Annotated in this window: 13 protein-coding genes; 6 read left to right on the top strand and 7 right to left on the bottom strand. The window is 71.7% G+C overall.

The window, feature by feature from the left end:
• Positions 1-414 (bottom strand): hypothetical protein (locus tag ACFWOG_RS33310; RefSeq protein WP_380362905.1); only part of this gene is annotated, 414 nt, incomplete at its 3' end.
• Positions 415-968: 554 nt separating this feature from the next.
• Between ACFWOG_RS33310 and ACFWOG_RS33305 the strand changes: the two genes are divergently transcribed.
• A complete protein-coding gene (locus ACFWOG_RS33305) occupies positions 969-1874 on the top strand; it encodes a phosphotransferase family protein (protein ID WP_380362903.1) in 906 nt (301 codons plus the stop codon).
• 471 nt (positions 1875-2345) lie between these two features.
• On the opposite strand, the gene ACFWOG_RS33300 is transcribed toward ACFWOG_RS33305, so the two are convergent.
• A complete protein-coding gene (locus tag ACFWOG_RS33300; protein WP_329949042.1) occupies positions 2346-2948 on the bottom strand; it encodes a TetR/AcrR family transcriptional regulator in 603 nt (200 codons plus the stop codon).
• 47 nt (positions 2949-2995) lie between these two features.
• Here ACFWOG_RS33300 and ACFWOG_RS33295 point away from each other — a divergent pair, with 47 nt between their 5' ends.
• The 4 genes from ACFWOG_RS33295 to ACFWOG_RS33280 all read left to right on the top strand — a co-directional run bounded on the left by ACFWOG_RS33295 (position 2996) and on the right by ACFWOG_RS33280 (position 9422).
• The gene (locus ACFWOG_RS33295) at positions 2996-3871 is read left to right on the top strand and encodes an alpha/beta fold hydrolase (protein ID WP_380362901.1); all 876 of its coding nucleotides are present in this window, start codon (positions 2996-2998) and stop codon (positions 3869-3871) included.
• Between the two features lie 634 nt (positions 3872-4505).
• A complete protein-coding gene (locus ACFWOG_RS33290; RefSeq protein WP_380362899.1) occupies positions 4506-5213 on the top strand; it encodes an ABC transporter ATP-binding protein in 708 nt (235 codons plus the stop codon).
• Complete coding sequence (locus ACFWOG_RS33285) at positions 5210-7705, top strand: FtsX-like permease family protein (protein ID WP_380362897.1); 2496 nt, start codon at positions 5210-5212, stop codon at positions 7703-7705. The genes ACFWOG_RS33290 and ACFWOG_RS33285 overlap by 4 nt, the downstream gene beginning before the upstream one ends.
• 643 nt (positions 7706-8348) lie before the next feature.
• Positions 8349-9422, top strand: coding sequence for a peptidase (locus ACFWOG_RS33280; RefSeq protein ID WP_380362895.1), 1074 nt, complete (start codon positions 8349-8351; stop codon positions 9420-9422).
• Positions 9423-9865: 443 nt separating this feature from the next.
• On the opposite strand, the gene ACFWOG_RS33275 is transcribed toward ACFWOG_RS33280, so the two are convergent.
• On the bottom strand, positions 9866-10276 hold the full coding sequence (locus ACFWOG_RS33275; protein ID WP_380362893.1) for a winged helix-turn-helix transcriptional regulator: 411 nt from the start codon (positions 10274-10276) through the stop codon (positions 9866-9868).
• Between the two features lie 100 nt (positions 10277-10376).
• Between ACFWOG_RS33275 and ACFWOG_RS33270 the strand changes: the two genes are divergently transcribed.
• Positions 10377-11234, top strand: a complete 858-nt coding sequence (locus ACFWOG_RS33270; protein ID WP_380362891.1) for an alpha/beta fold hydrolase — start codon at positions 10377-10379, stop codon at positions 11232-11234.
• Positions 11235-11279: 45 nt separating this feature from the next.
• Here ACFWOG_RS33270 and ACFWOG_RS33265 read toward each other — a convergent pair whose 3' ends face one another.
• The 4 genes from ACFWOG_RS33265 to ACFWOG_RS33250 form a co-directional block, all read right to left on the bottom strand.
• A complete protein-coding gene (locus ACFWOG_RS33265) occupies positions 11280-11714 on the bottom strand; it encodes a YdeI/OmpD-associated family protein (protein ID WP_380362889.1) in 435 nt (144 codons plus the stop codon).
• A 130-nt stretch (positions 11715-11844) separates the two neighbouring features.
• Complete coding sequence (locus tag ACFWOG_RS33260) at positions 11845-12264, bottom strand: VOC family protein (protein ID WP_329879781.1); 420 nt, start codon at positions 12262-12264, stop codon at positions 11845-11847.
• A 107-nt stretch (positions 12265-12371) separates the two neighbouring features.
• Positions 12372-13037: a glyoxalase gene (locus tag ACFWOG_RS33255; protein ID WP_380362908.1), complete on the bottom strand. Its 666-nt coding sequence runs from the start codon at positions 13035-13037 to the stop codon at positions 12372-12374.
• A complete protein-coding gene (locus tag ACFWOG_RS33250; protein ID WP_329949049.1) occupies positions 13037-13576 on the bottom strand; it encodes a helix-turn-helix transcriptional regulator in 540 nt (179 codons plus the stop codon). Before ACFWOG_RS33250 ends, ACFWOG_RS33255 begins: the two co-directional genes overlap by 1 nt.
• Between the last annotated feature and the right edge of the window lie 77 nt (positions 13577-13653).

Raw genomic sequence — 13653 nt, 5'->3', positions numbered from 1 at the left:
GTTGTACCAGGAGTTCGTGTTCGTGTCGTACACCTGCAGCGTCAGCGAGGAGTCGCTGATCTCGTGGATGGAAACCCAATCCCGCCCCACGCGACCACCGAGTGACTGCCACTGCGTGCCGTAGTAGACCCAGACGGCGTAGTCCGCCCCGACGGCGAAGACGTGCGTGAGGCCGTTGATCGACGCCCTGGGCATGAACGCGTTGAACCTGTCCCCGCAGGGGAAGACACCTCCCCCCTCGGGGATGAGCGGCAAGATGGTGACGCCCCTCGCGTTGCACTGCAGGTGGCGGTACGCCGTCAGTTGTACGTTTCCGGCATGGGCCGTGCCCGCTGTTGCGACGGCGGTCCCCAGCGCCGTGGCAGCGATCACGGCCGCCGACGCGAACGTCCTACCGGGCTTCTTCACCTTCATCACTGACCTCCTGATCGAGTGAGACGGCAGGAGCATCACAGCCGTCCTGGCGCCGCGTCATCCAGAACCGGCGGGTAGCGACCTGAAGGCCTGCCGCCGGTGCCCGAAAGGCGCACCCGGACAGGCCTGTTCGACCTGACTCCTTCAATTCCCTTTGAGGTCGGGCATGTTGTGCTGACTTGGCGAGGCGTGGTCACCGCTGCCACACGACTCTCACCCGGATGCCTTGAGCCGCAGGTCTTGCGCTTGACGATCTCGGTCGGAAAGCATCCGGGTGCGTGCTGTTCTTGTTCCGGACGACCTGCGGGAGCGGGTGGCTCTGCTTCCGTCGCCCGGCTGCACCGGTTCAAACGGCTCCGTACCCGCCACGAGCGACGCGCCGACCTCAACCCGGGCCTGCCCGAACTCGCCTGCAGCATGATCCGCCTACGGCGGCTCCGGACAGCAATCTGGAACGACCAGTAGTGTCCGAATCAGCGGCACCAGCAGGGTGGGCGTCGCCGCCGGGCCTGCGTCGGCCTACACCGGCACCGTTCAACAACCAAGGACTGCTCATGCTCCTCGACCCTGACGCGACGCTCGAAGCCGTCGCATCGAACCTGCAGGACCTGCCGTTCCCGTGGAGCGGGGATCCCGTCGAAATCGTGGGCTGGGGCTTCTCGAACGTCGTGCTCCGGGCCGGCGCCGACGTCCTCATCAGGGTGCCGCGCACTCCCGGAGCCAAGGGCAGAAGCCAGCACACTGCCGAGGTCCTGCGGCGGCTGCCGCTCCTGCCGCTGGCCGTCCCCGAGGTGCTCGGAGTGCTTCCGACCGGGCCGCGGCTGCCGTTCGGCGCCGTGCTTCTCAGGAAGCTGCCAGGCGCTGTCGTGGACGATGACGTCGCTCGCGCGGATCGTGAAGCGTTCACCGGTGACCTGGCCGCCTTCCTCTCGGCGCTGCACAACTGCGGCGACGAACCGCTCCTGGGCATCCTCCGAGCGGACGGAACCGGACGGGGGGTCGACGTCCTTGACGCCGAGACGGCCGCAGCCACCGCGGACCTGCTGGCCGGTCGCGAGCGACAGGTGTTCGAACGATGGGCCACCGCCTATCGGCGGTGGTTCGCCGGTGCCGAGGTCGTGCCGATCCACGGTGATGTCTGGCCCGGCAACCTCCTGCACACCTCCGGGAGGCTGTCCGGCGCCCTGGACTGGGACGAGGCGAGGGTCGGCCCGCGGGCGGTCGATCTGTGCGGTGTCTGGTACCTGGGCCGCGACTTCGCCGAGGAGGCGGTGCGTGCCTACGCGGCCCGGAACGCCTGTGACTACGAGGTCCTGCACGAAGAGACCAGGCTCGCCGGAGTCCGACGTGAACTGCGGGGAATCACCTGGTCCTTGCGCCACGACGACCCCGAGGAACTCAAGGAGTCCCTGGACAAGGTGCGGCGTTCCCTGCGCGAGTTCCTGCTCCCGCCCGGCTGACACGGCCGCCGCCCGCGCTCGTAGCGCCTGCGGAGGCGCTCGAACTTGCGCAGCCGGGCGACCCGCTGGTCATGTGAACGCAGGGATGGGCAGGTTCGCGCCTCACCCTCTCGTCCATCGACAGCAACCGTGATCCGCTCCGCTCCTGGGCCATCCTCATCACTGACCTCCGGATCACCGGCACCTGTCCCTCTTCCGGGCGGGTGACAGACGGCGCGCGGGGCCCGGCTGCCGGACCCTCGCCGGGAGCCTCACAGTGAACCGACGATCCGTCATCACCTACCTGCGGGTAACGGGCGGGTGTCCCGGCCCCGCTGCCCGGGCGGCCGTCCAGAACTGCCCGAGCCTACCGCCGGCCCGCAGCCGGTTCGGAGCGCCCGGCGCCGTCAACACCACACCCGAACAAAGGACTTCGCGCATGGACGGTGCCGGGTCGCCGCGAGGGTGCCGCACCCGGCCCCGCCGCCGCCCTCATGGCGTCAGGAACAGCTCCTCCAGGTGGCGGGCCAGGATCGCCAGCGCCTCGTCGCCCGTGCGCTGGCCGCCCAGAACGCTGGAGCCCAGGCCGTTGACCATGGCGAGCAGCCCGGCGGCGGCGATCCCGGGATCCCGGCCGAGGGCGATCTCCCCGGCCTCCTGGGCCGCGCGGAGCTGCTTCGCGAGGAAGCCCTCCAGCACCTCGGGCTGCCGGGCGCCGTGCTTCTCCATCACCTCGGGGTCGTTGAGGACCAGGGTGTAGTAGGCGGCGTAGGTCCGGGTGATCCGGCGACTCTCCGGGTCGGTCGGCAGGATGCTCGACAGGATCGCGGTCACGACGCCGCGAGGCGTGGGCGGGGAGCCCGCCGTCTCGGCGATCCACCGCTCCATCCGGGCCTGGAGTTGGGCGGCGATCCTGGTCAGTGCGTCCAGGAGTAGCCCCTGTTTGGTCTCGAAGTAGTACTGCACGAGCCGTAGAGAGACGCCCGCCTCGGTCGCCACCGCCCGCATGCTGGCCGACTGCAGGCCCTGAGTGTCGGCGATCCGGAGCAGCGCCTCCGCGATCTGTCGGCGGCGTTCCTCGTGGTCGACCTTCATCCACACCTCCCTGGTACATCCGTATCATGCCGTGATACATCTGTACCATGCGAATCAGTCGGTTCAAGAACGACCAGGCCGGGGCGCGATACCGGACTGCCTACGAGCGGGCCTTGGCGGAACTGTGGCCCGGAGCGCGGACCGCGCTCGACGTGCCGACCACCTTCGGGACCACCCGCGTCTACCGAACGGGACCACCGAGCGACGGTCCCGACGAGGACCCGATCGTGCTGCTGCCCGGCTCCGGCGGGAACGCTCTGATGTGGCACCGGTACGTCGAGGTCCTGGCCCGGCGCCGTCCGGTCCTCGCCGTCGACACCGTCGGCGAACCGGGCGCGAGCGTGCAGACCGCGCCGATGGCCGACGGCCGCGACGGTGCAGCTTGGCTGGACGAACTCCTGGCCGCCCTGGGCGTCCCGGCCGCCCACCTCGTCGGCTGCTCCTACGGCGGCTGGCTCGCGCTCAGCCACCAGATCCACCGTCCCGGCCGCACCGCTTCGCTCACCCTGGTCGACCCCGCGGGCTTCGCCGGGTTCGGGCCTCGGTTCTACGGCTGGCTGATCGTCGGCGCCCTCGCTGCCACCGCGCCGCGTCCGCTCCGCCCTGGCCTGGCCCGGCTGGTCGGCAACAGCGCGATCCTGGAGGGCGAGCTGATGCGCCTGATGCGTGCTTCGACCGGTTTCCGCCGCGCGCTCCCGGTGCCTCCGGTCTTCTCCGACGAGGAGTTGGGCCGCGTCCGGGTCCCGGCGCTGCTCCTGCTCGGGGCGCGCAGCGCGCTGCACGACTCGCGCGCCGTCGCCGACCGCCTGGGCCGGGTCGCGCCCTCGGTCCGGGTCGAGATCGTGCCGGGCGCCGGCCACGCCCTGCCGACCGACCGGCCGGAACTGGTGGCCGACCGCGTCCTGCGGAACGTCGGGGCGTAGTGCCCTCAGGTGCGCCGTTCTTCCGGGTGGCCGCGAGCGCGCCCCTCCCCGGGGCGGGCGCGGCGGCGCGTACAACATCCGTGTACCGCTCGTCCCTTGCGAACGGAACCATCGATCAGCCGACCCCCTGCATCAGCTGAACGACGAGAGCCGGCCGCCTCGCGGCCTCGACGCGGTCCGGGGAGCGCAGTGCCCGCACGAACGGGCGCTACGCGGGGCCAACCCCACGTGGCTCCACTCCCCGGTCGGTCCGCCTGTGCGACCACACCGAGTCGCGAAGTTCCACAAGGATCGACGGGGCGTGCAGGGAAGTTCCCTGCAATCCTCCAGGAACAATCAGGCAAAAGCGGCATGCGATAGTGGACGGAGTAAAAGCGGAATCGATAACTCCGAGTAATCGGCCGGAGTGATGAAGCCAGTGAGTGCATGGCGCTCCCTGCGCTGCTAGCTTCTTTTCGGCGTCGACTCGGTGCTGACGCGGAATATCCACTGACTCGGGCTTGGGCACACCCGGTGGGCCGCCTCGCCGGGGCGGCCCACTCTGCACCGGATCAACGAGGAAGAAGAAATGGCAAGCGTCAGTCTTTCCGGAGTTCACCGGACCTATGCGACGAGCAGTGGAGACGTTCACGCGGTGAGCGGCGTAGATCTCGAAGTCGCCGACGGGGAATTCGTCGTCGTCATGGGCACCAGCGGTTCCGGGAAGACCACGCTGCTGAATCTGATCGGCGGTCTCGACCGGTCCACGGCGGGGCGGCTGGAGGTCCTGGGGATGGACCTCGGCGGCCTGTCGGAGGCCCGGCTCGCGCGGTTACGGATGGTCTCCATCGGTTTCGTGTTCCAGGAGTTCAACCTGCTCCCCGAGCTGACCCTGCAGGAGAACGTCGCGCTGCCGCTGGAGGGGTCCGGGGTGGCCCGGACGCAGGCCCGCCGACGGGCCGACGAGGCGCTCGCCCGCGTCGGCCTGGTCGGCCTCGGCCCACGCTTCCCCGACGAGGTCTCCGGCGGACAGCAGCAGCGCGCGGCCATCGCCCGCGCCGTGGTCGGCGAGCGCCGGCTGCTACTCGCGGACGAACCGACCGGGGCCCTCGACTCCGCGACGGGCGCGCAGGTCATGAGCACGCTGCGCGAGCTGTGCGACTCCGGGGTGACGGCGATCGTCTCCACGCACAACCCGGCCAACGCCGACCGTGCCGACCGGATCGTCCGTATGCGGGACGGTCGGATCGTCGGCATCACCGCCGGAGGCTCGCGCGCAAGCGACCCAAGCGGCGCCAACGACGCGAGCGATGCAAGCAACGCCAACGACGCCGAACTACGCGACGCCGGACCACGCGAATGAAGCGGGAACGAGACGCCACCGCGCTGCGGCTCGCCTGGCGGCTCGTCGTCGGCCGCGGCTGGCGCCGGTTCACCCTGATCGCGCTGTTCACCGTCCCCGTGCTGCTGTCGACGGTTGCCGTGCACGTCATCGGGGTGCTCAACCTGTCGGGCCCGCAGAAGGCCGAGTCCCAGCTCGGACAGGCCAACCTCTCCGTGACCCCGGCCGCCGCGGGGAAGGAGCAGCCGGACCTCGCCTCGGCGGTGCCCGGCACCCTGCCCTCCGACGGAATCGTCCCGCTCCGGTCGGCGCTGTCCCTCCCGATGGTGATTTCGGGCATGACCGAGGAGATCCGCTACCAGGAGACGGACTGGTCGAGCCCGCTGGTCTCCGGCATGACGCGCACCCTCTCGGGCCGGCTGCCGAGCGCCCCCGACGAGATCGCGGTCTCCCGTGCCCTGGCGGAGGACCGGCACCTCTCACCGGGCGACACCGTCCGCTACGCCTGGGCCCCCGAGGGCGCCGGGCCCGCGCGGATCGTCGGCACGGTGGAGGACCCGACGGGCTACCGGGCGCGCTTCGCCGTCGGCGCCCCCGGACTGTTCGCCCGCTGGGACGACCGGACGCACACCGGCCTGCTCGGCCTGTCCACCAGTTGGCTGGTGCGGTCCGACGTCGCGACCGAGGCGAGGATCACGAACGCGGCCCACCAACAGCGCTGGCCAGTGACCACCCGCAAGGCCGTCTCGTCGGCCAAGAGTCTGCTGGAGGCCCAGCCGGGCCTGCTCGCCGTCCCCGGACTCGCGCTCGTCCTGTTCAGTGCCGCCGCCGCGTTCAGTATCCGGATGCGGCGGCTGAGCCGGCAGTTGGCCGTGCTGTCCGCCGTCGGCTTCAGCGGGGACCGGCTGGTGCGCCTGGCCCGTTCCGGTGGGACCGCAGCCGTGGCCATCGGCACCGGCGCCGGTGTCCTGGGCGGCGTCGTCCTCGGCCAGGCGCTGCGGCCGGTGGTCCGTTCGGTCGTGGAGCGGGACCTCGGCGCGTTCTCGGTGCCCTTCGCCGCGCTGGCGCTCCTCGCCGTCGGGGCGGTGGTCAGCGGCGTCGCGGGCATCTGGCTGCCCACCAGGCTCGCCCGGACGGCATCGGTGCGCGAGCGACTCACCCGTGCCCCACGCGCCGAGGGGCGGTCGCGCCGCCACACGGTCCTGGCCGTCTCCGGTGCGTCCGGTGTGCTGCTCCTCCTGTTCTCGGCGACCCAGGGCGCCGGCGTGGCCGGCCCCGTCGGAGCGGTCCTGGTGGTCCTGGCGGCCCTGACCGTGTTGCCGGACCTGCTGCACGTCCTGGGCCGCCTCTCGGCGGGGCTGCCGTTGGCCGGACGGTTCGCGCTGCGCGACCTGTCCCGGGAACGCCGTCGGCCGGTCGCAGCCGTCGCCTCCAGCGCCCTGGCCGTGGTCCTGGCCGTCAGCACGGCCGCGTTCGTCGCCTCGCAGACCGAGCAGGACCGCCGGATGCACGTCGGCTCGCGCCACCTGAACCAGGTCGAACTGCCGCTGCGCAACACCGAACCGTCGGAGACCGTGCTGACCGCCGTCCGCGACGTGGTCGGCCCGGACGCACCGCTGGAGGAGATCCGGACCGCCGTCCCCGTCGGCGCCCGCCCCACGGCCGAGGGCAACCGGCTCTCGGTGCCGTCCGCCCGGCTCGTGATCGGCGGCCTGCCCAGTGGAAGCGTCCAGGTGGTGGACACCCCGGAACAGTTCCGGGACCTCACCGGCCGGGCCCCGACCTCCCGCGAGTGGCAGGCACTCGGCGGGGCGAAGGTGCTCCTGCTCGACCAGGCCGTCCCGGCCGGATCGGCCCCGGTGGCACTGAGGGTGCCACCGGGCCCCGGCGGCGTGGCGTCCCCGCCCGTTCCGGTGGACCCGGTCCGGGCCGACCCCGTGGACAAGGTCACGCTCTCCCAGGCGGGGGCCCTGCTGAGCAGCGCGACGGCCCGTGCCGCCGGACTGGTGCCGTTCACCGTCAGCTACCGGGCCACCCTGCCCGACAACCCGCCGGCCGACCTGGAGGAACGGCTCGGCCGGGCCGTGGAGCCGCTCGGCGTGCCGACCTCCGACCTCCACGTCGAGCGGGGATATGAGCCGCCCGTTCCCGCGCGCTGGTCGGTCACCCTCACCATCGGCGCGGCCGTCGCCCTGGTGTCGGCGATGACGGCCGTCGGCGGCGCCGCCCAGGAGCTCCGCCCGCGCATGCTGCTGCTGCGGGTCATCGGCTTCCGGGGCGGGGTCCAGCGGCGGATCCTCGCCATCCAGGCCGCGGTCATCACCGGCCTGGCCATGCTCATCGGCGTCCTCGGCGGCTGGCTGGTCGCCGGAAGCCAACTCTGGCCGGAGGACGTCCCGGTGGCCATGCCCTGGTCGACCATCGCCGTCACCGCACTCGGCGTGGCCACGGCGTCGTCAGCCCTCGCGGCCGCGCTGCGCCCCCGGACCGACTCACGGCTCCGCGAGCGCTGAGGGCCGCGAGGTCGCTCCCCTCCGGAGCTACGGACACGCTCCGGGTGATGCTGGACGAACGGCGGAGTCCGGAGCAGACAGGCCGGGCTCTGCGGGCGCAGTTCCCCGGAGCGGCCGGAGATGCGCGTGGCCCACGAAGCCGTCTACCAGACGCGCTACAGGCTGACCCCCGTCCCGCGCGGGGAGGACCTGCTCGAACGTCGTCCGGGAGATGCCGATACCGGCGCCCGATCCGATCCCCCCCGCCCGCGCGGGGAGGACAGCGGGCGGCTGCCCTTGGCACGGTGCTCAGTGGGGTGCGCCGTGGGTGGCCGCCCAGCCGCCCAGCCGCTCGGCACCGTGCGGTCGCCTGCGGAGGAACCCCTTCGAGCTGGCCTCATCCGGACACGGAGGAGTCTTGACCCCCTTGCCCCGACGTGAACATGATGGACCGTCAGATAACGATTCCGCCGACGGGGGAGTCCGCCCCGTACCCGGCGCCGGCCCGTCTGGGTAGGGCTGTCGGCCCCCGGTCGGCGGCGGGGCCGGGGCCCGTCGACGGGGTGTGTCGTCCCCTCCTCCCGTCGTGGTCCGCGGGACCGGGGTTCCCGGGACCGCGCCTCGCCCGGCGGATCTCCCGTGCCCGGGCCCGGAAAGGCACCCCATGCCCCCGCGTCACCGGCTCGTTCGCCTGCTCGCGACACCGGCGCTGGCCGCCGTCCTTCTGCCGCTCTCTATCGCCCCCGCAACCGTCTTCCCCGCCGCGGGTGGTGGTTCGTCGGCCCTGGTCACCACCCTCCTGCCGCGCGAGGTCTCGGCCGGCTGGCTGGCCCGGCAACTCGTGGACGACGACCACTTCGAGAGGGTCGTCGCCGGTACCGTCCGCCCCGACCAGGACCTCACCGTCGACGCCGTGCTGGCCTTCGCCGCCGCGGCCACCGCTGACGACGCCGGAGCCCGCGCCACCGCCTGGCTGGCCCGCCCCGACATCCTCGCCGACTACCTCGGCGACGGCACCACCGAGGCCTACGCGGGCCCCACCGCGAAGCTGCTGCTGCTCGCCCAGGTCCGCGGGCTGGACCCGACGAACTTCGGCGGCGTCGACCTCGCCGCCCGGCTCCTCTCGCTGCTGGCCCCGAACGGCCGTTTCGCCGACCGCTCCCGGTCGGGCGACCGTAGCGACGTCGCCAGCCAGTCGTTCGCCCTGATCGCCCTCTCGCGCACTGCGGCGGGTATCCCGCAGAGCGCCCGCGGCTTCCTGAGCGCTGGCCAGTGCCTGACCGGCGGCTACCCCGCTGCCTTCGGCCCGACCACCTGCACCGGCGACCCCGACGCCACCGCGCTCGGCATCCAGGGCTTCAACGCCGGAAACGGCGCGGGTTCCTCCGGGTACGCCATGGGCTGGCTGGTCAACCAGCAGCGCCCGGACGGCGGTTTCGTGTCCCCCGGCGCCACCGAGCCCAACGCCGTGACCACGGGCCGGGCATCCCACACCCTCTTCACCGTCGGCTCCAGCGGCGGATACCGGGCCTTCAAGTGGCTGGAGCCGCGCCAGCTGCGCTGCGCCGCTGCTCCGGAGCAGCGCGGCGCCGTCCCGTACAACTCGACCGGCTTCGACCGGGCCACCGCCGTGCGGGCCACCGTCCAGGCCACCCTGGCGTTCTCCCCCGGACTGAAGGGCTTCGCCAGGCTGAGCGCGGCCGGTGCGAAGCCGGAGTCGCCCGTCCTGTCGTGCTAGCCGGGCGTTGTCCTGGCGATCACGGGCGGCGCCAGACGGCACTCCTCTGCCAAGTGATCTTGACGGATGGCAGGGGAGGGGGCGGTCGTCGGGCTACGAATTCCCTATCACCCGCGCAGAGTGTCGGCCGGAAAGTGATCAGCACCCGATCGAAAGAATCGAATGGGAGGAGGTGGCAAACCTCCACCCTCAACTCTTCGAGGATGGCCACGTCGACTGGACGGACATCGGCCTCCAGAGGATCTGTGTCATTCAGGGGAGCAGATCTCGTTCTCCCGGAGGCACGGAAGGATTGACAGGGGACGACGTCGATCGCCGGCTCCTTCGTCACCAACCACCGCGCGCCGGCGACATCCCCTCCATCTCCTACGTGGTGGCAGGGCGGCGACGCCGGCCGCACCGAGTACCCGAGCCAACCGGTACCGGGCGCGGAACCGGCCTGCCTATCCCTCGTCGACCTCCTGGTCGACGGCTTCGTTGGCGCGGTCGATCTCGGCCATGTGCTCCTCCGCCCAGGTCCGCAGCCCTGCAAGCGCGGCTTCCAGGGACAGCCCGAGTCCGGTGAGTCGGTAGAAGACCCGCGGCGGTACGGTCGGTTCGACCCGACGCGACACCAGCCCGTCGCGGGTCAGGCTTCGCAGCGTCACGGACAGCATCTTCTGCGAGACGCCGGGCATCCGGCGTCTCAGCTCTGCGAAGCGCACCTCGTCCGGTGCGGCATCGGCGAGCGTCTTGACGGCCATGGACGTCCACTTCGTGCCGATGCGGTCCAGCAACTGCCGCGTCGGGCAGTGGGGATCGAACAGATCGCCGCGTACCCCACGACCGGCGGCCCCGGCTCCTGGGGTGGTCACCTGTGGCTCACCACCTTCCCTGAAAGTGCCGTCTAGGAAGCAGCCGGACAGTTACCTATCGTTCTGTGGTCACCAATGGTAACCAGTCGGAGGAGCCGTCATGCCCGTCACCACCGCACACCACCTGCGCCGCATCGCGACGAACGGCGTTCAACTCAACGTCGCAATCGCCGGGGACGGACCCGCGGTCCTCCTGCTGCACGGCTTCCCGCACACCTGGCAGCTCTGGAGCGGCATCATGGGCCGACTGGCCGGACGGCACCGGGTCATCGCCCCGGACCTGCGAGGCTTCGGCGCCAGTGCACGTGCCGTCGAGGGTTACGACGCAGGCACCCTGGCCGCCGACGCCGAAGGGCTGCTCGACGCACTCGGCGAGCCCTCGGCAGCGGTGGTCGGCATCGACGCGGGCACCGCCCCCGCCGTCCTGCTCGCGCTGCGCCGGCCCGGCCTCGTCCGGCGCCTGGTCGTGATGGAGGCACTGCTCGGCCGCCTGCCCGGAGCCGAACACGTCGTCGCGGGCGGCCCCCCGTGGTGGTTCGGCTTCCACGCCGTCCCCGGCCTCGCCGAGACCGTCCTGGCCGGCAACGAGGCCCCGTACATCGACTGGTTCCTCGACTCGGGGACGCTCGGACGAGGAGTACCCGACGACATCCGTGCGGCCTTCGTTCACGCGTACACCGGGAGCGAGGCCCTTCGCTGCGCGTTCTCCTACTACCGGGCCCTGCCCACCAGCGCGCAGCAGATCCAGGACGCCGCCGCGACGGCTCGGCTGACCATGCCCACCATGGCCGTCGGCTCTCACCCCGTCGGCACCGGGCTCGAACGCCAACTCCGCCCCATCGCCGATGACCTGGTCGGACACCACCTCCAGGACTGCGGCCACATCATCCCCCTCGACCGCCCCGACGCGTTGTTCGCGCTCCTTGATCCCTTCCTGTCCGCCGATCTGCCGAAGTGACCGGATCGGCGATGGCAGTGCCGCCGGAGTCGCTGCTCTCGGGGGTCAGTCCCGCAGGGTGGCGATGGCCTTCTCGATGCGCCGCCGGCGCGTCTCGGGCTTCCTCGCGCTCTCGACGGCGCGCACATGCTCGTGCTTGCGGCTCTGGGAAAGGTTGTCGTACGTGGCGCGGGCGACCGGGTCGCCGTCCAGGGCTCGGGCGAAGTCCGGGGGCTCGACGACGACGCGCGGCTCGGTGTCGAGTTCCAGCTCGACCTCGACCTCCTCGCCGATCGCGACATCCGCGGCTTGCCGGTTGGCGTTGCTGAGGCCGAGCAGGTGGCGGCCGCGCATGATGGCGACCCGGCTCTTCCAGGAATGCCCGTTGACCGTGATCGTCACTGGCGGCCGCGCGCCGCCGCCGAGCGCTGCCACCACCTCGGGCGGAACCTCCAGGCCCCGCATGGGCTCGGGTGGTTCGACGTGGGCCCGAAACTTCATGATCCTTCTCCTGTCGTTCTGCAGGCTCACCGTGGATCCGGCCCGCCCGGCTCCGATCCAGCCGCTCCCACGTCCCGTACCGGGACCGTCGCCGTGTCCTGGGGGCGGCTGTAAGGCCAGGAGACCGTGGTTACTCGGCGTAGGGCTGGTCGGCCCCCGGGCCCGGGGCGCTGTAGCCGAGGCTCCAGATGTAGCCCTCCGGGTCGGCGAAGGTGCCGCCGTACCCGCCCCACGGCAGAGCGCCGGCGGGCTTGAGGATCGTGGCACCGGCCTTCTGGGCCTCCGCCATGATCTCGTCGACCCGTGCCTCACTGCGGACGACGTAGGTCAGAACCAGCCCGCTGAAGCCGCTGCCTTCCGGGTCCGTGCCCACCTGCCCGGCCAGGCCCTCGCGACCGTAGAAGCCGACCGGCGAGGCGCCGTCCGAGTCGAAGAACACCGAGATGCCGTAGTCGTCCTTGATCTTCCAGCCGAGCCCCTCGGTGTAGAACTGCTTGGCCCGGTCCATGTCGCGGACACCGAGGAGGATCGAGCTGACGTGCGCCTTCATGTCTTGCTCCTTGCACTGTGGATGTGTACGTGCCGGACGTCCGGGCCGGTGCCCGGTTGTCACACCGGCGGGTGTTCGCCGGTCGATCGGTAGGACAGGGCCGGGGTTCAGGACGGCGTGGGGGCGAGCGACGCGGTGGCCTCCCAGGCGAACCCGTCCGGGTCGGTGAAGGCGTCGGCGGTGCTGCCGAGGACGATGCGGTGCGAGCCGGTGCCGTCGACGGGGACGCCGAGGTCCTTGGCAAGGGCGCGGCGCTTGTACAGCGCCAGCGTGACGGGGCTGGACTGGCCGGGGGCGAACTCGGCGTACTTGCCGCCGAAGCTCTTGGCCACGGTCAGGCCCCGGCCGGTGTAGAGCTGCTTGGTGGCCTTCACGTCCTCGACGCCGATCAGCAGGACGACCGCGTCGACCTCGCGGGTGGCGGGGCCGGTGTCCTTCTTCGCCGAGGTCGCGATCTTCCAGATCGTCCCGTCCGGGGCCCGGACGACGCCGCTGTAGCCCCACAGCGACTTCGCGGCGGGCTTCAGGACCGTGGCGCCGGCGTCCACGGCGGCGCCGAAGAAGCTGTCGACGGTGGCCGGCCCGGACACGGTGAGCGCCAGGGTGAAGCCGCGGAACCCGGTGGAGTGCGTCTCGGACGCCCGCAGGTGGATGTACGTGTCCACGCCGAAGGCGCTGTAGAAGCGGCGGGCGGCCTCGGGGTCGGCCACCTCAAGGGTGACGGACGCGAGGGACGTGTGGGCTGCGGTGGAAGCGGTGGTTGCCATGACCATCACGCTAGGGGCTGTGGGGCGGTCGGGGCTTCTCGATTCCTGACCGGTCTTGAGACCTGCTTCGCCACGCACGCCGGCATCCCCTCCACGTTGATCGCCGACCCCGCATCGGGGGCCGAACCCGCGGCATCGGCACGGTCGGCCGTCGTTTCCGCCGCATCCGCCGCTTCTGCCGCCTGGCGACGGAAGGCCCCGGGCGGCATGCCGACCAGCTCGGTGAAGCGGGTGGTGAACGTCCCCAGCGACGCACAGCCGACCTCGAAGCAGACCTCGGTGACGCTGAGGTCACCCCGCCGCAGCAGCGCCGCCGCCCGTTCGATGCGACGCGTCATCAGGTACGCGTACGGCGCCTCGCCGTAGGCGGCCCGGAACTGCCGGCTCAGGTGCCCGGCGGACATGTTCACATCGCGGGCGAGCGCCTCCACGTTCAGCGGCTGCGCGTATTCCCTGTCGATCCGGTCGCGGACGCGGCGCAGCCGCGCGAGATCGGCCAGACGCTGCGCCTGAACGCGAGCACGCCGCCATTCGGCGTTGCACATGGGAGCCTCCCCTTTGTCTTTCATCTCTTCCATCTCCATCGAGGTCGTCGAGCGTCCGGGTGCCCGCCTCGGTGGGC

Origin of the sequence: Kitasatospora sp. NPDC058406 (assembly GCF_042722765.1) — a bacterium.
Classification (GTDB): Bacteria; Actinomycetota; Actinomycetes; order Streptomycetales; family Streptomycetaceae; genus Kitasatospora.
This window is presented reverse-complemented; position numbering and strand designations above follow the sequence as displayed.